At 44.4% G+C, this 21,070-nt stretch carries 18 protein-coding genes; 4 read left to right on the top strand and 14 right to left on the bottom strand.

From position 1 onward, the window contains the following. Positions 1 to 90: 90 nt before the first annotated feature. Genes AC060N_RS09875 through AC060N_RS09865 form a run of 3 tightly spaced genes read right to left on the bottom strand, consistent with a single transcriptional unit; the run spans position 91 to position 2,591 of the window. Complete coding sequence (locus AC060N_RS09875; RefSeq protein ID WP_106542775.1) at positions 91 to 597, bottom strand: TlpA family protein disulfide reductase; 507 nt, start codon at positions 595 to 597, stop codon at positions 91 to 93. Between the two features lie 56 nt (positions 598 to 653). Then, on the bottom strand, positions 654 to 1,607 hold the full coding sequence (locus AC060N_RS09870; protein WP_479526943.1) for a phosphoribosylaminoimidazolesuccinocarboxamide synthase: 954 nt from the start codon (positions 1,605 to 1,607) through the stop codon (positions 654 to 656). A 30-nt stretch (positions 1,608 to 1,637) separates the two neighbouring features. Continuing rightward, entirely contained in the window at positions 1,638 to 2,591 is a 954-nt protein-coding gene (locus AC060N_RS09865) for a PhoH family protein (protein WP_479526942.1), read from the bottom strand. A 184-nt stretch (positions 2,592 to 2,775) separates the two neighbouring features. Here AC060N_RS09865 and mazG point away from each other — a divergent pair, with 184 nt between their 5' ends. Further along, entirely contained in the window at positions 2,776 to 3,561 is a 786-nt protein-coding gene (mazG, locus tag AC060N_RS09860; protein WP_106542772.1) for a nucleoside triphosphate pyrophosphohydrolase, read from the top strand. Between the two features lie 54 nt (positions 3,562 to 3,615). On the opposite strand, the gene AC060N_RS09855 is transcribed toward mazG, so the two are convergent. After that, positions 3,616 to 6,171, bottom strand: coding sequence for an ATP-dependent Clp protease ATP-binding subunit (locus AC060N_RS09855; protein WP_479526992.1), 2,556 nt, complete (start codon positions 6,169 to 6,171; stop codon positions 3,616 to 3,618). 359 nt (positions 6,172 to 6,530) lie between these two features. On the opposite strand from AC060N_RS09855, the gene gyrA reads away from it, so the two are divergent. From gyrA to msrB, 3 genes are all read left to right on the top strand, one after another. Then, on the top strand, positions 6,531 to 9,041 hold the full coding sequence (gyrA, locus tag AC060N_RS09850; protein ID WP_479526941.1) for a DNA gyrase subunit A: 2,511 nt from the start codon (positions 6,531 to 6,533) through the stop codon (positions 9,039 to 9,041). 72 nt (positions 9,042 to 9,113) lie between these two features. Then, positions 9,114 to 10,289, top strand: a complete 1,176-nt coding sequence (locus AC060N_RS09845; RefSeq protein ID WP_170108954.1) for a tetratricopeptide repeat protein — start codon at positions 9,114 to 9,116, stop codon at positions 10,287 to 10,289. Positions 10,290 to 10,662: 373 nt separating this feature from the next. Beyond that, complete coding sequence (gene msrB, locus AC060N_RS09840; RefSeq protein ID WP_479526940.1) at positions 10,663 to 11,070, top strand: peptide-methionine (R)-S-oxide reductase MsrB; 408 nt, start codon at positions 10,663 to 10,665, stop codon at positions 11,068 to 11,070. A 66-nt stretch (positions 11,071 to 11,136) separates the two neighbouring features. On the opposite strand, the gene AC060N_RS09835 is transcribed toward msrB, so the two are convergent. From AC060N_RS09835 to AC060N_RS09790, 10 genes are all read right to left on the bottom strand, one after another. After that, positions 11,137 to 11,322, bottom strand: a complete 186-nt coding sequence (locus AC060N_RS09835; protein WP_146142027.1) for a hypothetical protein — start codon at positions 11,320 to 11,322, stop codon at positions 11,137 to 11,139. Positions 11,323 to 11,425: 103 nt separating this feature from the next. Further along, on the bottom strand, positions 11,426 to 11,911 hold the full coding sequence (locus tag AC060N_RS09830; protein WP_479526939.1) for a methylglyoxal synthase: 486 nt from the start codon (positions 11,909 to 11,911) through the stop codon (positions 11,426 to 11,428). Between the two features lie 93 nt (positions 11,912 to 12,004). After that, positions 12,005 to 12,769, bottom strand: a complete 765-nt coding sequence (locus AC060N_RS09825; RefSeq protein WP_479526938.1) for a glucosaminidase domain-containing protein — start codon at positions 12,767 to 12,769, stop codon at positions 12,005 to 12,007. A gap of 218 nt (positions 12,770 to 12,987) precedes the next feature. After that, the gene (locus tag AC060N_RS09820; RefSeq protein ID WP_463232588.1) at positions 12,988 to 13,494 is read right to left on the bottom strand and encodes a flavodoxin; all 507 of its coding nucleotides are present in this window, start codon (positions 13,492 to 13,494) and stop codon (positions 12,988 to 12,990) included. Positions 13,495 to 13,523: 29 nt separating this feature from the next. Further along, complete coding sequence (locus AC060N_RS09815) at positions 13,524 to 15,584, bottom strand: alpha-ketoacid dehydrogenase subunit alpha/beta (protein ID WP_479526937.1); 2,061 nt, start codon at positions 15,582 to 15,584, stop codon at positions 13,524 to 13,526. Positions 15,585 to 15,623: 39 nt separating this feature from the next. Further along, complete coding sequence (locus tag AC060N_RS09810) at positions 15,624 to 16,952, bottom strand: dihydrolipoamide acetyltransferase family protein (RefSeq protein ID WP_479526936.1); 1,329 nt, start codon at positions 16,950 to 16,952, stop codon at positions 15,624 to 15,626. A gap of 195 nt (positions 16,953 to 17,147) precedes the next feature. Beyond that, complete coding sequence (locus AC060N_RS09805) at positions 17,148 to 18,413, bottom strand: serine hydrolase domain-containing protein (RefSeq protein WP_479526935.1); 1,266 nt, start codon at positions 18,411 to 18,413, stop codon at positions 17,148 to 17,150. A gap of 197 nt (positions 18,414 to 18,610) precedes the next feature. Beyond that, positions 18,611 to 19,522, bottom strand: a complete 912-nt coding sequence (locus tag AC060N_RS09800; protein ID WP_479526934.1) for a dihydroorotate dehydrogenase — start codon at positions 19,520 to 19,522, stop codon at positions 18,611 to 18,613. Continuing rightward, positions 19,516 to 20,298, bottom strand: a complete 783-nt coding sequence (locus AC060N_RS09795) for a dihydroorotate dehydrogenase electron transfer subunit (RefSeq protein ID WP_479526933.1) — start codon at positions 20,296 to 20,298, stop codon at positions 19,516 to 19,518. The genes AC060N_RS09800 and AC060N_RS09795 overlap by 7 nt, the downstream gene beginning before the upstream one ends. Positions 20,299 to 20,337: 39 nt before the next feature. Then, on the bottom strand, positions 20,338 to 20,817 hold the full coding sequence (locus tag AC060N_RS09790) for a helix-turn-helix domain-containing protein (RefSeq protein WP_479526932.1): 480 nt from the start codon (positions 20,815 to 20,817) through the stop codon (positions 20,338 to 20,340). Positions 20,818 to 21,070: the final 253 nt, after the last annotated feature.

The raw sequence follows: 21,070 nt of genomic DNA, 5'->3' as shown, positions 1-21,070 counted from the left end.
TAAATGTAGACAAAAGGGGAGTCTCGACAAAATAACGAACAAAAAAAGGGGAATCAATCGATTCCCCCGGCTTATCTTGTAATGGTGTTATTACTGAATGTTCTTCGCCAATACATTCAGCAGTTTTTGAAAATCTTTCTGGCTATAGCCGACAGAATCAAAAATAATTTTCCCGGCTTGGTCGATAACGAAGGTGCGGGGAATGTACTGATCGGCAAACAAGCTAAAGATTTTCCGCTTTTCATCAGGAATGATGGGGAAGGTGTAGTGATTCTCCTTCTTGAATTTATCCAGTTCCGTCGCTTTCTGCTCACGACCGAAAACAAACAGGGCAAAATTGGGATTGTCCTTGTATTTGTCCCATATTTTTGTCTGAACTTCAGGAAGCTCTTTCCGACAAGGCGGACACCAGGTGGCAAAAAAATCAATTACGACCACCTTACCTTTGAAATCAGCAATGGAGACCTTTTTCCCGTTTTGATCGTGAAATTTGAATTCAGGAACCGGTTGTCCCGTTTCTACCTTTGTTCCTTTTCCATCGGCGAAAGCCAATGTGGCAAAAGCCAGAAACAGGCTGAGGAGGATGGTTTTTTTCATCTGATTTATTTTAATGAATACCCATCAACTAAATCATTAGTTAATGATGGAAATTATCAAAGATTCTGCTTAATGTAGTTCGTTACATTTTCTTCAATACGAGCTGCAACATCGCTGGCTTCAGCTTTCTGAAATTTGTCGCCGGTGATTTTTTCAAACAACTCAATGTAACGCTCAGAAACCTGGTTAACGAAATCTTCATTCATTTCCGGTACTTTTTGGCCTTCTTGTCCCTGGAAACCATTTTCTATCAGCCACTGGCGTACAAATTCTTTTGATAGCTGCTTCTGTTTTTCGCCTTTGGCCAGTCTTTCTTCGTATCCATCGGCATAGAAATAGCGCGATGAATCAGGCGTATTAATCTCGTCGATCAGGTAGATTTTTCCATTTTTCTTACCGAATTCATACTTGGTATCCACCAAAATCAATCCTTTTTCGGCCGCCATTTCCGTTCCCCGCTGAAATAATTCGCGTGTGTATTTCTCCAGTAATACGTAGTCTTCCTCGCTTACCAGTCCCTGGGCCAGAATTTCCTCACGGGAAATATCTTCGTCATGGCCTTCGTCGGCTTTGGTGGTAGGAGTGAGGAGCGGTTGATCAAATTTCTGATTCTCTTTCATTCCTTCCGGGAGCGGAACGCCGCACAACGAGCGCTTTCCATCGCGGAATTCGCGCCAGGCGTGACCAGTTAGGTAACCACGAATCACCATCTCTACTTTAAAAGGCTCGCACATATGTCCAATGGTGACCATTGGGTCAGGAGTAGCGATTTTCCAGTTAGGAACAATGTCCGAAGTCGCATCCAGAAACTTGGCTGCAATCTGGTTTAAAACCTGTCCTTTGTAAGGAATGCCTTCAGGGAGCACCACATCGAAGGCAGAAATGCGATCGGATACAATCATTACGAGGTGGTCGTCGTTGATGTTGTACACATCGCGTACTTTTCCCTTGTACACGCTTTTTTGTCCTGGAAAATTAAAATCTGTCTGAATAATGGCTTTACTGCTCATGTTGATTAAGTTTTACGGTTTTTATAATACTCATTTTGACTTATCGTAATGGTCATATGCATCGACGATATCGCGAACCAAACGGTGCCGAATAATGTCACCCTTGTCGAATTCGATGATGGAAATTCCCTCCAAATCCTTCAGAATCCGGAGCGCAGTAATCAAACCTGACGGCTGCTTTTTCGGTAAATCAATCTGTGTAATATCGCCGGTAATAACATACTTGGTATTCAGTCCCATTCGGGTCAAAAACATTTTCAGCTGTGGGATGGAAGTGTTTTGCGCTTCGTCCAGAATGACGTAGGCATTGCTAAGCGTTCGTCCCCGCATAAACGCCAGTGGTGCAATCTGTATAACTCCATCCTTCAGAAATTCTTCCAGCTTACGTGGAGGAATCATATCGAGCAGCGCATCGTACAACGGTTGCAGATACGGGTCGATTTTCTCCTTCAAATCTCCCGGTAGGAAACCCAGATTCTCACCGGCTTCCACTGCCGGACGACTCAAAATAATCCGTTTAATTTCACGATTTTTCAACGCACGGACAGCCAAAGCAATAGCGGTGTAGGTTTTTCCTGAACCAGCCGGTCCGATGGCAAAAATCAAATCGTCGTTCTTTGCCTTTTCAACCAGCTTTCGCTGATTGGGAGTACGGGCACGGATGGGTTTTCCGGAATTTCCAAAAAGCAAAATATCTTCCTGACCGGGAAATTGTTGCTCAATCGTCTTCACGGCATCCATCATAATTTGATGAATGCTTTCTTCCGACAATGAATTGTAGTGGTAGTAATGGTCAAGAATCAGCTGAAATTTGGTGGTAAACTCTTCTATTTCCGTGGGGTCACCTTTTACTTTAACACTGTGTCCACGGGCCGTGATGATGAGTTTTGGGAAGTAGGATTTTATCAGCTCAATTTTACTGTTCCTTACTCCAAAGAAAGAAGTATGTTCTACGCCTTCGAGTTCAAAAATCTTTTCGATCATAAACAGTTATTATCACCTTCCTGAAAGGCACTACAAAATAAACACTTTTTTTCGTGTTGCTAAGGTAACGGCCCGACAGATTACCCCTACACAAGAATTTGTTAACTTCGTTCGCAAATCAAAACTCGGGAAAGCCGAATTGGTTCAGAGAAAATGAATTTTATTACCAAAAAATAATCAATACATGGCGAAGAAAGAACAGCTGGAGGCCTTCGGAAAGTTGCTGGATATTATGGATGAGCTTAGGGTGAAATGCCCGTGGGACCGCAAACAAACCCTTGAATCGCTTCGCAAGTTGACCATTGAAGAAACATACGAACTGGGAGATGCCATCATTGAGCGCGACATGGCGGAAATAAAAAAGGAATTAGGCGATATTCTACTGCACATCGTTTTTTATGCCAAAATCGGTGACGAGATGGAAGCGTTTGACATCGAAGACGTGATCAACTCGCTTAACGAAAAGCTGATTTACCGTCATCCGCACGTATTTGGCGATGTTTCAGTGGCAGATGCTTCCGAGGTAGAAGAGAACTGGGAAGCGCTCAAATTAAAAGAGAAAGGGCGCAAAAAGAAAGTATTGGAAGGTGTGCCGGCTTCGCTTCCAGCATTGATAAAAGCCAATCGTATTCAGGAAAAGGTGAGGGGAGTAGGCTTCGACTGGGAAGAACGCGAACAGGTTTGGGACAAGGTGAAAGAAGAGTTGTCGGAAGTTGAACACGAAATGAGAGCAAATGATCAGGCAAAGCTGGAACAGGAATTTGGTGATTTGCTTTTCTCGCTGGTCAATGCCGCACGGTTGTACGATATCGATCCGGAAACAGCGCTGGAACGAACTAACCGGAAATTCATTCGTCGTTTCAATTATTTGGAAGAAAAAACACTGGGAAACGGGCGCTCACTTCATGATATGAGCCTGGAAGAGATGGATCATTACTGGGAAGAGGCCAAAAAGCTTGATAAGAAGTAATCGTGGTAAATAAATTGATGTAAAGAAAAGCGGCCCCCGAAAGGACCGCTTTTTTTAGTTGTTATTATTATTTTCCAAAGCCTTGGGTGGTTCTGTCGGAGAAACAATTTTCACCACCATCTTATCTTCTTTGGTGTTGTAATCAATCGTTATTGTCGAGCCATCTTCAATCCGGTTCTGAATAATGGCTTCGGCCATTTCATCTTCCAGGTATTTCTGAATAGCCCGTTTCAACGGACGAGCACCAAACTGCGGGTCGAAACCTTTTCCTGCAATAAAATCTTTCGCTTTCGCGGTGATTTTAAGCTTGTAATTCAGTGCCTCTACACGCTCGTACAATCCTTTCAGCTCAATGTCGATAATCTTACTAATGTGCTCTTTCGACAAGGTGTTAAAGAGTACCACATCATCCACACGATTCAGGAATTCAGGTGCAAACGCACGTTTCAGCGCTTTCTGAATGATGTATTTGGCGTGCTCGTTTTCTTCTTCCGGCGACTTCCTGATATTGAAACCCAGTCCCTGACCGAAGTCTTTTAACTGGCGGGTTCCGATATTCGATGTCATGATGATAATCGTATTCCGGAAATCGATTTTGCGGCCTAAACTATCGGTTAAGCGTCCTTCGTCCAATACCTGAAGCAACAGATTGAACACATCAGGATGTGCTTTCTCGATTTCGTCGAGCAATACTACCGCGTAGGGCTTCCTTCTGACTTTCTCGGTCAGCTGTCCACCTTCTTCGTAACCGACATATCCGGGAGGAGCACCAACCAGACGCGAAACGGAGAATTTCTCCATGTATTCGCTCATGTCGATACGAATCAACGCTTCGGTTGTATCGAACAGGTATTCAGCCAAAACCTTTGCCAACTGGGTTTTACCTACACCGGTTGGACCTAAGAATATGAAGGTACCAATCGGTTTATTCGGATCTTTCAGTCCGGCACGGTTACGCTGAATCGCTTTTGTAATCTTCGTCAGCGCTTCATCCTGGCCAATCACATTCGCTTTCAGGTCGGCCAGCATGTTTTTCAGCTTTTTACCTTCCGCTTCAGCGATACGCTGTACCGGAATACCCGACATCATGGAAACAACATCGGCAACTTGTTCTTCACCAACGGTTTCACGATGACTTTCCAGCTCTTTTTCCCAATCTTCCTTCTCTTTGTCGAGGTTGGCAAGCAGGTTTTTCTCCTTGTCACGGAAGCTGGCAGCCAATTCAAAATTCTGGCTTTTTACCGCCTGAATCTTTTCATTCCGGGTATCTTCAATTTCCTCTTCTAACTTCACAATCCGGTCAGGAACCGTAATGTTGGAAATATGAACGCGGGAACCCGATTCGTCCAGCGCATCAATCGCCTTATCGGGAAGATGCCGGTCGGTAATGTAACGGGTCGTCAGCTTGACGCAGGCGTCAATTGCTTCCGGGGTGTACATTACGTTGTGGTGATCCTCGTAGCGTTCTTTAATATTATTAAGAATCTCGATGGTTTCTTCGATGCTGGTTGGCTCAACCATCACTTTCTGGAAACGACGTTCCAGTGCACCGTCTTTTTCGATGTGTTGACGGTACTCATCAAGTGTGGTGGCGCCGATACATTGAATATCACCACGTGCCAAGGCCGGTTTCAGCATGTTGGCTGCATCCAGTGAACCGGTTGCTCCGCCGGCACCAACGATGGTGTGAATCTCATCGATGAAAAGAATCACGTTGTCCACTTTCGACAGTTCATTCAGGATTGCTTTCATTCGCTCCTCGAACTGACCGCGATATTTGGTGCCAGCTACGATTGAAGCCAAATCGAGGCTAACCACGCGCTTGTCAAACAGCACACGGGAAACTTTCTTCTGAGCAATGCGCAACGCCAAACCTTCTACAATAGCAGATTTACCAACGCCTGGTTCACCAATCAGTACCGGGTTGTTCTTTTTACGACGACTCAGCACCTGGGCAATCCGTTCAATTTCTTTCTGACGGCCAACAATCGGGTCAAGACTTCCTTCAACCGCTGCTTTGGTAATATCAATGCCGAAATTATCGAGTACGGGTGTTTCTGTTTTGGGCGAAGAACCTTTGGCACTTCCCGAACCACCTGCACCGCTTCCGCTACCACGACCACCATACATTTCATCCTGGTCATCACTATCTTCCGGAAAGTCGGATTTGTTTTCTGTTTTCGAAAGGTGCTCCAATTCCGTCTTAACGTCATCGTAACCAAGTCCATAGTCGTTAAACAGTTGACTCACCAGACTATTCTGGTCTTTCAGAATAGCCAGGAGCAAATGTCCGGTACTAATGGTCTGTTCGTTGAGTGAGCGCGCTTCGAGGTACACTATCTTGAGAACCTTTTCCGTGCTTTTCATCAACGGCACCGATGCGTCAGGTTCTAAAGGTTTGTCATTAATAACTGCTTTTTCCACATCCTTTTTAATGCCGGAAAAATCAATTCCCAGCTGGGTCATGATATCAATGGCTACGCCTTCACCATCCCGGAGAATCCCAAGGAAAAGGTGTTCCGTACCAATATGATCATTCCCCAACCGGATGGCTTCTTCGCGGCTGTAAGAAAGGACGTCTTTTATTCTGGGTGAAAATTTTGAATCCATACTCATCAGCTAACTGTGTTTGCAATTGCTTATCAAATACTGTTCCGGGTCATCCGGAATTACTAAAATAGCTATTATTTCAGTTTTTTCATGATGTTTTAGCCAAATTAACAACCGACCGTACATGCATGTTCAGTGGATTTGTACTGTAAACGAGAAACTTTACCTATTCATAATTTATTACCTGCCAAAATAGGTAAAGTTCCTGTCTTTTCGTCATCAAAAAGCGTAAATAATATGTAAAGCAGCTACTTGAATTTGTCAGTAAATTGAAGAGCAAATAATTCACTGAGATACCTATATTTTACTATTTTTGTGTGACCTTAAAAGACACGTTAGAAATTTTTAATTTAAAATAAATGGCTGACGGAGAAAAGATAATTAAGATAAATATCGAAGAGCAGATGAAATCTGCCTACATCGACTACTCGATGTCGGTAATTGTTTCAAGAGCTCTTCCGGATGTTCGGGACGGGCTGAAGCCTGTTCACCGAAGAATCTTGTTTGGGATGGGAGAGTTGGGAATCTACTCCAACCGCTCGTATAAAAAATCAGCAAGGATTGTTGGTGAAGTGCTGGGTAAATATCACCCTCATGGTGATTCCTCGGTATATTTTGCCATGGTTCGTATGGCACAGCAGTGGTCCATGAGATACAGGCTGGTTGACGGACAGGGAAACTTCGGTTCAGTTGACGGTGATAGCCCGGCTGCTATGCGTTACACCGAGGCCCGTCTTCAGAAACTGGCTGAAGAAGCTTTGGCCGATCTGGACAAAAACACGGTTGATTTTGCACCCAACTTCGACGAGTCGTTGAAAGAACCCACCGTTCTCCCGGCCAAATTTCCGAACCTTCTGGTTAACGGTGCATCAGGTATTGCTGTCGGTATGGCAACGAATATGCCGCCACACAACCTGACCGATACCATTGAGGCGATCAATGCTTATATCGACAATCCGGACATCGAGATGGATGAGTTGATTGATTTGATCAAAGCACCTGATTTCCCGACAGGAGGAATCATTTATGGCTATTCTGGAGTGCGGGAAGCCTACGAGACTGGTCGTGGCCGGATTGTGATGCGTGGTAAATCAGAGATCGAGGTAGCTCCGAACGGAAGAGAAAAGCTGATTATTACAGAGATTCCATATCTGGTAAACAAGGCTGAGCTGATTATCAAAATCGCTGACCTGGTTAATGAAAAGAGAATTGATGGAATTGCCAACGTAAATGATGAGTCGGACCGCAAAGGAATGCGCATCGTGGTAGATATCAAACGCGATGACATGGCCAGTGTGGTGCTGAACAAGCTATACAAATACACACAGCTCCAGTCAACTTTCAGCGTTAATAACATTGCACTGGTTAAAGGCCGGCCCCGCATGCTGAACCTTCGTGACCTGATTCACTATTTTGTCGAGCACCGTCACGAAGTGGTTGTGCGTCGCACACAATATGAGCTGGATCAGGCAGAAAAGAAAGCACACGTCTTGCGCGGTTTGATTATCGCAATCGACAATCTGGACGCTGTCATCAGTTTGATTCGCGGTTCCAAAACGCCGGAAGAAGCGAGAGAAGGTTTGATGACCAACTTCGAATTGGATGAAATCCAGGCGCGCGCTATTCTTGATATGCGTCTTCAGAAGCTGACCGGACTTGAACGCGATAAGCTGCACGAAGAATACGATGAGCTGATGAAGCAAATCGAACATTTGAAAGATATTCTGGCCAACGAGCCACTTCGGATGCAGATTATTAAGGATGAATTGGCCGAAATCCAAAGTCGCTACGGGGATGAAAGAAAAACAGAAATCATCCATTCAGCGGAAGAATTCAACCCGGAAGATTTCTATGCCGATGATGAGATGGTAATTACCATTTCGCACATGGGATACATGAAGCGTACGCCGCTGACTGAGTTCCGAACGCAATCCCGAGGAGGCGTTGGGTCCCGCGGTTCAACAACCCGTGATGAAGACTTCCTCGAGCACATGTTCATCGCAACGATGCACAATACCATTCTTCTGTTTACCGAAAAGGGTAAATGTTTCTGGTTGAAAGTATATGAAATTCCGGAAGGAGCGAAGGCTTCCAAAGGCCGTGCTATTCAGAACCTCCTGAATATTGAACCGGATGACAACGTCAAGGCTTTCATCAATGTCAAGAATCTGAAGGACGAAGAGTATATTAATAATAACTACATCATTCTTTGTACCAAGAAGGGAGTTATCAAGAAGACTTCGCTTGAAGCATATTCCCGTCCGCGTCAAAACGGAGTAAATGCCATTACCATTCGTGAAAATGACCAGTTGCTGGAAGCACGTCTGACTAACGGTAACCACGAAATTATGATGGCGGTTCGTACCGGAAAAGCCATCCGTTTCCCCGAAGATAAGGTTCGGGCCATTGGTCGTACAGGCGCTGGAGTCCGCGGAATTACACTGGGAGGAGAGAACGACGAGCTGGTTGGTATGGTTTGTGTAGAGAATGAAAGCGAGGATATCCTTGTTGTTTCCGAAAATGGATTCGGAAAGCGTTCTAAGATTGATGACTACCGGATTACCAACCGGGGAGGTAAAGGAGTTAAAACGCTGAATGTTACCCCGAAAACCGGATCGTTGGTAGCGATTAAAAGCGCAAGCAACGATGATGACCTGATGATCATTACCCAAACAGGTGTGACCATTCGTGTTCCCGTCGAGGATATTCGGATGACAGGTCGTGCAGCTCAGGGAGTTAAACTGATCAACCTGAAAGATACCGATAAGATTGCATCTGTTGCCCGGGTGAAGGCATCCGAGACTGATATTGAAGCTTCAGATGATATATTAGAGGCTGATAATGAATCAAATGATGAAGTATCAGAATAATTGGTTGGAAAGTTTGTACTTTCTGAAAAATCAAGCAAATTTGTAATTAGCAAAATGATAATCAATTCAAACATGAAAAAAGTATTTTTTGTAGCCATTTTACTTCTCGCGGGGACTACTGTATTCGCGCAGAAAGGTAAAGTATCCAGCGCTGAAAATTACAAGGAAAGCGGAAAGCTCGACAAGGCTTTGGAGACAATTGAGTATACAATTAGTCCGGATAATCCAAAATCAGACAAAACACTTGATTGGCCTCGTACCTGGGAAGTTCGCGGTGAAATCTATCAGGCAATTTTCGCCTCAAAAGACGAAAACTATAAAAAGCTGAGCGATAATCCTTTGGAAGAAGCTTACAAGTCATATATGAAAGCTTTGTCATTGGATGATAAAGGCCGTTATACCAACGCCATTAAAATTAAGCTCACATTCCTGATTCAGGATTTGACAAAGGCTGCGGTTAACGCCTTCCAGGCAGAGAAATATGACGAAGCGACCAAGTACTTCGAAAACATTCTCGATGTCGAGAAAACCGATATGTTCAAAAAAGATACACCGGTTGATACAGTTATTATTTACAACACTGGTTTGGCGGCAACCAATGCCAAGCAGTACAAGAAAGCAATTGATTACTTTAAGCAGTGTATCAAGTATGACTATAACGGCGGCGCTTCTTATGGCCAGATCATCAATGCATACGAAGCAATGGGGGATACCACCGCTGCTGTTAATGCAATGAAAGAAGGTTTCGAAGCTTATCCTGAAAGTCAGAATATTCTGGTTTCTCTGATTAACTACTACATGTCAAAAAACAAATCAGAAGATGCCATCTCGTATCTTAACAAAGCAATTGAGAAAGATCCGAAAAACCCGACTTTCTATTTTGCTAAAGGAGCCGCTCTCGACAAACTGGGCCGTTCGGATGAAGCACTGAAAGCTTACCAGCAGGCAACGGAAGTAAATCCGAAATTTGCCGACGCTTATTACAACATGGGTGTGGTTTATTTCAACCGTGGTGTAAAACAGCTGGAAGTTGCTGCGAAGATTCCGCCGACAGAACAGGACAAGTACGAAGCAGAAAAAGCGAAAGCTGATGTTCAGTTCAAAAAAGCAATTCCTTATATGGAAAAAGCCAGTACGCTGAATCCGAAGGACCGCTTTATCTTGGAACACCTGAAGAATTTGTACTACCGTCTGAAGATGATGGATAAATTCAAAGAAGTTTCAGCTAAGCTCGACAGCTTGAAATAATCTGCAAATAATATCATAAGAGCAGGGAGGCCAAATCGCTTCCCTGTTTTTCTGTTTATAAAAATAACATAATATTAATTATAAGACAAGTATATTGAAAAGTGAGTAAGGAGTGAATATTAACAGAAATCAATTCACTCAACACAACTTATCACTACAAAATACCGATTCAGGCGGCTTTCTTTATGTGTCAACGTGCAGCTTTTAGTAAATATGAAAATCTCATTGAGATAAAATGCCAGCGAATAAACAAAATTGTGTTGAATACGTATGTAGTAGCATGAAGCGGACTATTCTCATTATTGGCATTATTTTGTTTGGAATGTTTACATCCCAGGCACAAAGTCATAAATCGAAACAAAGCGAGCAAACTATGGTAAAGAAGACTGACCAAGAATGGAAAGAAACATTGACGCCGTTGCAATATGAAGTTACACGGAAATCAGCGACTGAAAGGCCATTTACCGGCGTTTACTACGATTTCTACCAAAAAGGTACCTATCACTGTGTTTGTTGCGGCGCTTTGCTGTTCGATTCCGATTCCAAATTCCAGTCAGGTTGTGGCTGGCCCAGCTTTAGCGATATCGCTAATAATAAAAACATCAAGGAAGTAAGAGATACCAGTCACGGTATGATTCGGACGGAAGTACGCTGCGCGCACTGTGGAGCCCATTTAGGACATGTTTTCAATGACGGCCCGCCACCAACTGGCCTGCGTTACTGCATTAATTCTGCAGCGCTTAAATTTGTACCCGACACAGCGGCTGAATCAGGAAAATAAAAAAACATCGTCTCAGTAATCTATGGCGATGTTTTCAATTGGTGTTACGTAATAGCATGTTTTTCATCAGGATAAGTTTGTCGAATAATAATCTTCCAGGCTCAAATCAATAATCTCGTTGAGATCGGCAATGATTTTCTTTTTGGGAGTTTTACTGAACGACACGTCATTTTCCTGCTTCTCGCCAATAACTTCCTTCAGAAGATACATGGCTTTAATCATTTTTCTCAATTTCTCTCTCTTTCTTCTCATAACTCAAGGGATTAGAGGTTAACAATATAAAGTTACGGCCTTTCAGTCAGAGAGAAATGAATAAAATTGTTATGTAAAGGTTAAATAAATATCACAGAGGCTCCTACTCCATATCAATGGAACGGGTAATGTAGCCTGAATAATCCTTAATACGCGGCTTGTATTCTTTGTGAAACAGTTCCGACGAAATCAGAAAATCTGCAGTAGAACGGTTCGAAGCCGTTGGAATGTTGTACAATACCGAAATACGCAGCAACGCTTTCACATCCACATCGTGCGGCTGTGGTTGCATTGGGTCCCAGAAAAAGATGACCATATCAATCAAGCCTTCACAAATCATTGAACCTAGTTGCTGATCTCCGCCTAATGGTCCTGATTTTAAGCGGGTTACTTCTGGTGGGACTGCATCATTTTCAATGCATTTCTGGTTGATGGTTTCCTCCACCAATCTACCGGTGGTACCAGTTCCAACCAGCGAATGCTGAGCCAGTTCATTCCAGTTGTAGCTCACCCATTCCATCATATCTTTCTTCCGGTTGTCATGAGCAACCAGTGCTATTCTTTTCTTCTTTTTCATTATTTCTTTCATTATATCTTGATTTAATCCAAACAGGCGGTAAATCCTGATATTATTTTGCCGTAAAACTAATAAATAAACATAACTCCGGACGCCAAAAAATGCTTACCAAAACTTCAACTTATCCTGAATAAGCAACATAATCCCCGATTTGTGTTCATATTCTCTTAATGAGTACTTGTCGTATTTCTGTATTCCGTTTTCACGGATAATGGAACCAGCCAGTTGGGCGTACTGACTTTTTTCCGAATATCGACTCAAATATGGCAGCAAATCAAGCGACGAAGCGCCTTTCCAACGCTCTTTCCGAAACTTTTTGTAATACGGAACCCGGGCAATGGTTAGGTAATAGTTGCTGATGGACTGGATGTAAGAATCATAGCTCTTAAGGTAGACCGTCCGTCCGTTGCGCTTGTATTTCGATGCAATACGCGAATCGTCGCTGTTGAACGACCAGACGCCGAAAATGTTATTTCCCTTTCGGAAGAACCGGGACGTACCCCAACCCGATTCCAGCGCTGCCTGTGCAATGACCAGACTTACAGGATGCGGGTAAATCCTCCGTTTCAGCACATTGACGGAATCAGTCCGGTATTTCGAGAACATGCGATGAAGGAAAACGGTGTCTGCCGGAGCGATGGGATCACCTTTTGCTTTCCGATCCTCAATGTATTCAACATGCCGAAGGTCTTCCAGCAACCGGTGGCGGACAATCAGAACGGCCGGAAGCATAAACTGAATAAATTTCTCTTTGCGAACCTGTGGATCGAGATCGGTAAAGTCGGGAACTCCCTGGTATTTAACCGGAACAATAGTGGAATCGCCGGGTGGAATAATGCTGTCGACGCTGGTAATGTTTTTCTCCAGCATCTGTATATTTCGGGTTTTGAATTCGGGTGTTCGGGTTAGTAAAGCAACTAATATCACTATTCCGGTAACAACAATAACTTGAAATAGTCTGTTTCTTTGCCTTAGTTTCATAAGTTGAATATATGCTACAAATGTAGCCTAAATATACGAATACCATGCCAGGGAGAATCTCCCTCAGCATGGTATCGCTTATCTTGTCAATAAATTGTATCTGGTAATCAGTTAAATGACTTCTTAAGATCAGCTACCCAATCTTCGATACGTTTATTGGTTTTACGGGCCTGATTTTCCTGATCAAGCGCAAGTCCTGCAAATTTGTCACCCCGAACACTTCTTGAGCTTTCGAAGTTGTAGTCATCGGCCGAAACAAACCCAACGAGCTCAGCGCCCTGCTGTTCCATCAGTTTGCCCAAAATGCCGATTCCATCGCAGAAATTCTCAGGGTAATTAACCTGGTCACCCAAACCATAAATGGCAACTTTTTTGCCTTTTAGGTCCATATCTTCGATGGCTGGCACAAATTCATCCCAGTAATTGGGTAATTCGCCGTCGAACCAGGTTGGAACGCCCAGAATCAGATTGTCATATTTCAAGAAAGTCTTCTCATCCACTTCCTCCACATTGATGGCCTCGATGCCTTTTTCGTCAAAAGCTTTCTGTATTTTCTCAGCCACTTTAGCGGTTTTCTGTGTATGGAAACTATAGAATAATCCTATTTTTTTCATTTTTTACTGATTAATCTTCAACTAAAGTTTTAGTACTTGAGCAATTTGGCCATCGCATCGTAAACCTTATCATCGTTCGGAAGAATGGCTTTTTCCAGAATACGGTTAAAGCCAACCGGTGTGAAGGTTGAACCAACGCGTTGCACCGGACCATCGAGGTATTCGAACGCTTCCGACGTAATGGTCGCAGCGATTTCGCCACCAAAGCCGGCAAACACTTTATCTTCGTGAACAACAATTGCCTTGTTGGTCTTCTTAACCGATTCGAGAATGGTTTCCTTATCGAGCGGAATCAGTGAACGCAGGTCAATTACTTCTACGCTGTAACCTTCTTCTTCCAGCTTGTTAGCTGCATTAAGACACATATGGGTTGTATTACCATAAGTGATGACAGTCAAATCGGAACCTTCTTTACGCACGCGAGCCTTGCCGAATGGCACTTCAAACTCTTCGGGGATTGGCGTAGCGGCAATCGGTGAGTTGTAAAGTGCTTTCGGTTCAAGGAAGAGCGTCGGTCCTTTGGAACGAATGGAAGTACGAAGCAGTCCGGCAGCATCGTCAGCAAACGATGGATATACAATGCGAATACCAGGGAACGTGGATAAAGCACCTTCAATGGTCTGCGAGTGGTATAAACCACCACCGATGTATCCTCCGGAAGCCAGACGAATGGTCACATTCGGAGAAAATTTACCGTTGGTTCGCCAGTATTCGTGCGTCATTTCCACAAACTGCTCCATTGCCGGCCAGAAATAGTCGGCAAATTCAGCTCCTTCTACCACAATACGGATATCCTCTTTGAAGCGGGACATTCCGTTGGCTGTTCCTGTGATATAGTCCTCGGCAATCGGGCCGTTAAATACGCGCTCGATACCGAATTCCTGCTGCATTCCTTTCGAAACGTTGAAAATACCGCCTTTATCCTTGTTGGCCATATCCTGTCCCCAAATGAAAGTATCGGGGTTGCGACGGAATTCCTCTTTCAAGGTACCGTTCAAAGCTTCTATTAGTTTCTTTTTATCGCCGTCTTCGTTGTGGGTTCCGTCAGGGTACTTTTCTGACACGTAAGGCTCGGGAAGTACAAAATCGAAGATGGATGCTGGATCCGGATCCGGAGCTTTCAGCGCCTTTTTATGCACATCCTTAACTTCCTGTAAAGCCTTATTGGTCAATTCATCCAGTTCCTTTTCCGTGAAGCGGTTGTAACGAAGCAACATCCTGCGGAATTTGCCCAGCGGGTCGTATTCCGACACATAATTCAACTCGTAATCGTTACGATACAGTTCGTGACGGTCGGAATTTGAGTGTGAATGTATACGCACGCAGTTGGCCTGAACGATCACCGGTTTTTGGTTCTCGATAGACCAGGCTTTTGCTTCCGCCATGGCGTTCATCGAATCGAACACGTCCTTACCATTACAATGAATGATACGCAGATTTTTAAATCCAGTGAAGTTGTTAGCCACTTTCCGGTTGGCCGTTTGATCGCGCTTCGGAACCGATATTCCGTAACCATTATCCTGTAAAACGAATATCACGGGTAGTTGCTCGTTCGATGCACCGTTGATGGCTTCATAAACGTATCCTTCGGACACCGAGGATTCTCCCTGTGAACTGATGGAAACGCCCTTGTGTTTGTAATAACGCATGGCACGTCCCACACCAACAGCATGAAGCGTATGGTTACCAGTACACGATGAAACGTTGTGAATGTTCCACTCGGGTTTACCAAAGTGGTTCGACATGTGCCGGCCACCCGAAGTAACATCAGTTGCTTTCGAAATTCCGTTCAGGATCAACTCCTCGGAAGTCATCCCAGCCGAAAGGTTAGTCAGCATATCACGGTAGTAAGGAAAGAGGTGATCCGTTTCCTTATCGAAAACCTGACCAATAGCCAGCTGGATTCCATCGTGACCGGCGTATGGTGCATGGTACGACCATCCAATCGCCTGTTTCAGGTAATTGGGAGCTTTTTCATCGATAGCACGACCAACGGTCATCAGGTAAAACCACTGGGCTAAAACCTCCTTATCGGTCTTCTTAATATGGTATTTCTTGGGAACTTCAAGTTCGTGAAGATTCTCTTTCATTTTATCTCCTTTTGTAATAATCTTTTATCCGTTTGTCAATTAGATTTCGCGGTTGGGATCATGTTCTTCCAAAATATCAGCCACACGGCGCAGGAATTTACCACCCAGCATTCCGTCAATCACACGGTGGTCGTATGACAACGACAGGAACATTTTATGGCGAACCACGATAGCGTCGCCGGTAGGTGTTTCCATAACAGCCGGTTTCTTTTCGATGGTACCTACAGCCAGAATAGCTGTTTGCGGCTGGTTGATAATCGGAGTACCGATAATATTACCAAACGAACCGAAGTTGGTAATGGCAAATGTTCCGCCCTGCAGATCGTCGGGCCCCAGGTTGTTCTTGCGTCCCAGCGCAGCCAGGCGGTTTACATCCTTGGTCAAACCAAGCAGATTCTTCGTATCGGCATCCTTAATAACCGGAACTACCAGGTTATTATTCTCGGTAGCTACCGCCATACCAATATTTACATGCTTGCGCAGAACAATATTATAACCGTCAACCGAAGAGTTTACGTACGGGAACTCAGCCAGTGCTTTGGCAACAGCTTCCGTAATCAACGGCATGAACGTAATTTTCTCACCGTACTTCTCCTGGTATTCGCCCTTCACTTTATTACGCCACAGCACCATATTGGTCATATCGGCCTCGACAACTGAAGTTACGTGAGGTGCCACATGCTTCGATGTTACCATATGATCGGCGATCATCTTACGCACGCGATCCATTTCCACGATGGTATCTTCAGCACCGATGGAAACCGATACTTTGTGTTGCTGAGCCTGGGGAGCAGCTTTGGCTTCCTGTGCAGGTGCACTGGCCGCTGCGGGTTGAGCAGCTTTTCCGGAGCCACGGTTTTCGAGGTAAGCCAGGATATCCTTCTTCTGAACACGACCTCCCTGGCCACTTCCTTCAATCGATTCGAGCTCGTCAAACGAAACGCCTTCTTTATCGGCAATGCTGCGAACCAGCGGTGAATAGAACCGGCCCGATTGTTTATTTACATTTCCTTGCTGAGCATCAGAATCTTTCGGTGTTTCCGATTTTTCTTCCTTGGCGGCAGGTTGTTCCTCTGCCTTTTTATCGGTAGTCTCTTCCGAAGAAGTATCATCTCCTTCGTCTTCCCCATCCATTGAAATCAACATAACAACTTCCCCAACCGCAACCAGGTCATCTTCGTTATATTTAATTTCTTTTACCTTACCGGCAACCGGTGAGGGAATTTCCGAATCCACCTTATCGGTAGCAATTTCGAAAAGAACATCGTCCTCTTCAACAGTATCGCCCTTTTTGACAAACATTTTGGTGATTGTAGCCTCCTGGACACTTTCACCCATTTTGGGCATCATCACTTGAAAATCAGACATTGTAATTAAACGGTTTTATGGTGAATGATTATAAATCAATTTTTTTTTCACCTCCTTTAACACACCAAAGCCTGAAAGGTTTGAAAAGGGTTCATTCTACTTTAAAAAAAATACACAAAAATGTAATGTGGAGATATCAATTCAAAAAAAGAGCACCAAAATGTGGTGCTCTTTTCAATTCGATTATATTGTGTATTAATTAATTGCCAACATATCTTTGGGACGGTGATATTCGAACAAATTCTGGTCGGGCCACTCTTTTACCCGACGGCAAATGCGGTCCATCAGGTGGCTCAGGTCCCGTGTAAAGTTCGGTCCTTTCCAGCTACTGGTGTTCGAAATAATCACGTACTCAAGACCGTCCGGACGACGTTTCATGATAGCAGCTGTACCAGGCATGCTGCCTGTCCGCCACCAATACCCCGAAGCTGTAGTTCCGCGCCAACCAAGTGGTTCGAATCCGCGTGGATTTGGCGTTGTCATTTCCCGGATACTTTCAGGCGACAGAATATCCGGTACACCGGGAAAACCATCAATCACCACCAGCAACTTCATCAATTCCACCGGCGAGGCAACCCATCCACCCGCAGAACTAAGCAACGTAATATCGTTTCCACCGTTGGATTTCGGAAGAATCAGTCCCGAACCGTCGCAGGCCGTTACCGGAAGCGAACCCCGCTGTTCGTAATATTTAACTTCATTCGGATATTTATTCTTATATGTATTGTGACCAATGTGCATATCGGTAATCCCGGCAGGCAACAATACATTGGCCCGTACATAATCTTCGTACGACATTCCGGAAGCACGGGCAATCACTTCACCCAGCAACACAAAACCCAGGTTCGAATAGGAACTCATTGTCCCCGGCTTGAAATGCAACCGGTGGCTGGTAACAAACTTTAAATAGGTATCGATGGTCGCCGGAAGCGGATCGCCCACTTTACGGGCAATAACATCAGGCATGAACATCGGGTCGCCATATTTCTGAGTCCAGCCGCCAGAGTGATTCAATAATTCCCTTACGGTGATATCATTCATACGACGGTCGCGATATGGCATATACTTTTCGTCGTTGATAACGCCGTCCTTGCCAAACACCTTTGAGTCGAGCGATAATTTGCCACTCTCAATGAGTTTAAAAATGGCCACAGCCGTAATCAACTTCGAAACACTGGCGATTCTGAAAATGTTACGAGGTTCGGTAATGACATTGTTTTCTTTGTCAGCATAACCGTAGCCATGTGCAAATACCAGCTTCTCGTCCTTTACCACAGCGATGGAAACACCACGCAGTTCATTCCGTTCCATAAACCGATCGACCGTACGCTCGATGTAATCGGAATATTCAAACGTCGATAAATCGTTGGTCAACCGCTCATTAAGCGGTTTCATATCTGGAACCGAAAAGCTGTGTTTGGGAACACCCAGGTCAGAAAAGCCGGGTGTAAAGTCGGACATGACAAACAGTAATGCCAAAAAAGATCCCAATAAATACCTCATAGGCACTGCTCTGGAAATAATATTTCGAAAATTCACTAAAATATCCATGCACAATTTAATAACGTGCGCAATTTTATAAACAAAAGCCTGTTCAAAAAACAGGCTGCATGTTATATAACGTTAAAATTCATTAATTCGTATGTTTACAAATGTAATTACACTTGTAAACTCCCCACTAAGTCAGTAACCGATTCAATTTTGTGACGCTTCAGATAATCCTCGATTCCTTCCACAATCTTTACCGGAGCAAGCGGGTCGACAAAGCCAGCAGTACCCACCTGGATAGCAGAAGCACCCGCCAGCATAAACTCAACTGCATCCGCTGCATTCATGATACCTCCCATGCCGACAATCGGTATTTTCACCGCCTGAGCCACCTGCCACACCATCCGCAGCGCTACAGGCTTCACAGCCGGCCCTGATAATCCGCCGGTAATCGTCGAAAGCAATGGCTTGCGCGATTCAGCATCGATGGCCATAGCGAGCAATGTATTAATGAGTGAAACACTATCAGCACCCACATTTTCCACAGCACGGGCAATCTCCTCAATGGAAGTTACATTTGGCGACAACTTCACCATCAGATGCTTATCGTAAACTTTCCGTACTTCACGGACTACGGCCTCAGCCGACGGACAGCTGGTTCCGAAAGTCATTCCGCCTTCCTTTACATTCGGGCAGGAAATATTCAGTTCGATACCGGGAATATGCTCCAGTTCGTTAATCACTTCGGCACATTCCACGTATTCTTCCACGGTAGAACCCGAAACATTCACCAACACATTGGTCTGGAATTTCTCAAGTTTTGGGTAGATGTTTTCGGCAAAGTACTTTACTCCACGATTCTGTAAACCGACCGCATTCAACATACCGGAAGGCGTTTCAGCTGAACGCGGATAAGGATTTCCCTGGCGTGCATGCAAGGTTGTTCCCTTGACAACAAAGCCACCCAGTCGGTTTAAGTCGAAAAAATCCTCGAATTCCAGTCCATATCCAAACGTCCCGGAAGCCGTCATAACCGGGTTTTTCAGGTCGAGATTGCCTATTTTGACACCTAAATCTACCATTTCAAATCCTTTATATTAAACACTGGTCCGTCCGTGCAAACACACTGATGACCGCTGGTCGTATCGGTTACACAGCACAAGCAAACCCCAAAACCACAAGCCATCGTGTTCTCCAGCGATACTTCACAAAACACATTCTCTGCAGCAGCTTTTGCCGCGACAGCTTCCATCATCGGCTCCGGTCCACAACTGTAAACTCTGTTGAACTTTTGTAAATTATCCTTCAGGGCAGGATGGTCAGTCACCCGGCCTTTCACACCGTGTGTACCATCTTCAGTCGTCGAATACACCTCTCCACACTGAGCGAACGAATCCAGTTCCATCAGGTCATCCGAAGTACGGGCACCAACCAGAGCATGGATATCTACATCAAGGTTGCGTTTTTTCAGTTCCCTGGCGAAGAAAAGTAAAGGAGCGATACCAAAACCACCGCCCACCAGCAGGATACGTTCGTTCTTTTCGGGATAAGAAAAGCCATTTCCCAGCGGAAAAACCACATCGACCTCCTCACCTTCAGGAGTTGATGTCAGCACGTGCGAACCAGGGCCCACATCTTTAATAAACAAAGAGATAGTATTCTTTTCGTAATCAACCCCGTAGATAGAAAACGGCCGGCGAAGGAACGTACTTTGTGATTTCTCAACACGGACATTCACAAACTGGCCTGGGGCGATCTGTTCCAACTTGACGGGAGCCTGCAACTCCAGGAGATGATGGTCCCGGTTAAGCTGGATATTCGATAAAACCCTGAGGTTCTGAACAGTCTTATTCATCATCTTAAGCCACTATTTGAAGGGCAAAGATAGCCGAAAAAACTATTTTGAGGGTTTGTATGCTTTAAAAGTTTTGTCGGAATAAAACACCACAATACGTTCGATTTCGCCCGGACCGTCATCCCAGATGTCCTGTACCTCTTTTTTCGATGCATAAGAGACGGGTTCTTCCGATTGGACCACCGACGGTTCGTGAGTAGGTTTCTGCTTAATTTCGGGACCTTCCGCCTTCTTTTGAACAGGTTCATTGTTGGTTGTCGTAGCTTCCGGCTGCCTTGGCTCTGTGAATAAGTCACTGCCCGACCTGGCTGATTGCTCTGTCATGTTTCCTTCGCCAAGCAGCAGCCATCGTGTGCTCAGTCCGGGAAAAGCAGCAATCATCTTCTGAATAAACGAAGCGCTGGGGTTATTTCGCCCGTTCAGCACATGTGAAACACTGGAGCGTTGCACTCCAATCCGGTCGGCAAATTCAGCCGGAGACAAATGTTCACTTAGCAAAAACTCATTGATCCGTTCCTTCATCTGTTTACAGTTGAATTTTGGTAATTGAGGGAATTCACATTTAGCAGCCTGCTCTTATCGATACAGAAATGTCATTTATCTACGACCACTCATTTGTAAACTCTATCTGTGACAAATGTAATAATACAGAATCGAACAAACAATAGATTTGATTTATATATTGCAATTTACAATTGTATTTTCTGAAAATATATCAAACTACATGAATACAAGATAATTAAAACATCATGTTTACTCACATATACACCTAATA

The sequence above is a fragment of the Prolixibacter sp. DSM 2831 genome, from assembly GCF_056493735.1.
This window is presented reverse-complemented; position numbering and strand designations above follow the sequence as displayed.

Bases quoted from the DNA above. Each gene is read 5' to 3' on its own strand.
- AC060N_RS09795 (WP_479526933.1), bottom strand. From the start codon at position 20,298: ATGATGAATAAGACTGTTCAGAACCTCAGGGTTTTATCGAATATCCAG.
- AC060N_RS09800 (WP_479526934.1), bottom strand. From the start codon at position 19,522: ATGGTAGATTTAGGTGTCAAAATAGGCAATCTCGACCTGAAAAACCCG.
- AC060N_RS09865 (WP_479526942.1), bottom strand. From the start codon at position 2,591: ATGATCGAAAAGATTTTTGAACTCGAAGGCGTAGAACATACTTCTTTC.
- AC060N_RS09790 (WP_479526932.1), bottom strand. From the start codon at position 20,817: ATGAAGGAACGGATCAATGAGTTTTTGCTAAGTGAACATTTGTCTCCG.
- gyrA (WP_479526941.1), top strand. From the start codon at position 6,531: ATGGCTGACGGAGAAAAGATAATTAAGATAAATATCGAAGAGCAGATG.
- msrB (WP_479526940.1), top strand. From the start codon at position 10,663: ATGGTAAAGAAGACTGACCAAGAATGGAAAGAAACATTGACGCCGTTG.
- AC060N_RS09815 (WP_479526937.1), bottom strand. From the start codon at position 15,584: ATGAAAGAGAATCTTCACGAACTTGAAGTTCCCAAGAAATACCATATT.
- AC060N_RS09820 (WP_463232588.1), bottom strand. From the start codon at position 13,494: ATGAAAAAAATAGGATTATTCTATAGTTTCCATACACAGAAAACCGCT.
- AC060N_RS09875 (WP_106542775.1), bottom strand. From the start codon at position 597: ATGAAAAAAACCATCCTCCTCAGCCTGTTTCTGGCTTTTGCCACATTG.
- mazG (WP_106542772.1), top strand. From the start codon at position 2,776: ATGGCGAAGAAAGAACAGCTGGAGGCCTTCGGAAAGTTGCTGGATATT.
- AC060N_RS09830 (WP_479526939.1), bottom strand. From the start codon at position 11,911: ATGAAAGAAATAATGAAAAAGAAGAAAAGAATAGCACTGGTTGCTCAT.
- AC060N_RS09855 (WP_479526992.1), bottom strand. From the start codon at position 6,171: ATGGATTCAAAATTTTCACCCAGAATAAAAGACGTCCTTTCTTACAGC.
- AC060N_RS09845 (WP_170108954.1), top strand. From the start codon at position 9,114: ATGAAAAAAGTATTTTTTGTAGCCATTTTACTTCTCGCGGGGACTACT.
- AC060N_RS09805 (WP_479526935.1), bottom strand. From the start codon at position 18,413: ATGTCCGACTTTACACCCGGCTTTTCTGACCTGGGTGTTCCCAAACAC.
- AC060N_RS09835 (WP_146142027.1), bottom strand. From the start codon at position 11,322: ATGAGAAGAAAGAGAGAGAAATTGAGAAAAATGATTAAAGCCATGTAT.
- AC060N_RS09870 (WP_479526943.1), bottom strand. From the start codon at position 1,607: ATGAGCAGTAAAGCCATTATTCAGACAGATTTTAATTTTCCAGGACAA.
- AC060N_RS09810 (WP_479526936.1), bottom strand. From the start codon at position 16,952: ATGTCTGATTTTCAAGTGATGATGCCCAAAATGGGTGAAAGTGTCCAG.
- AC060N_RS09825 (WP_479526938.1), bottom strand. From the start codon at position 12,769: ATGCTGGAGAAAAACATTACCAGCGTCGACAGCATTATTCCACCCGGC.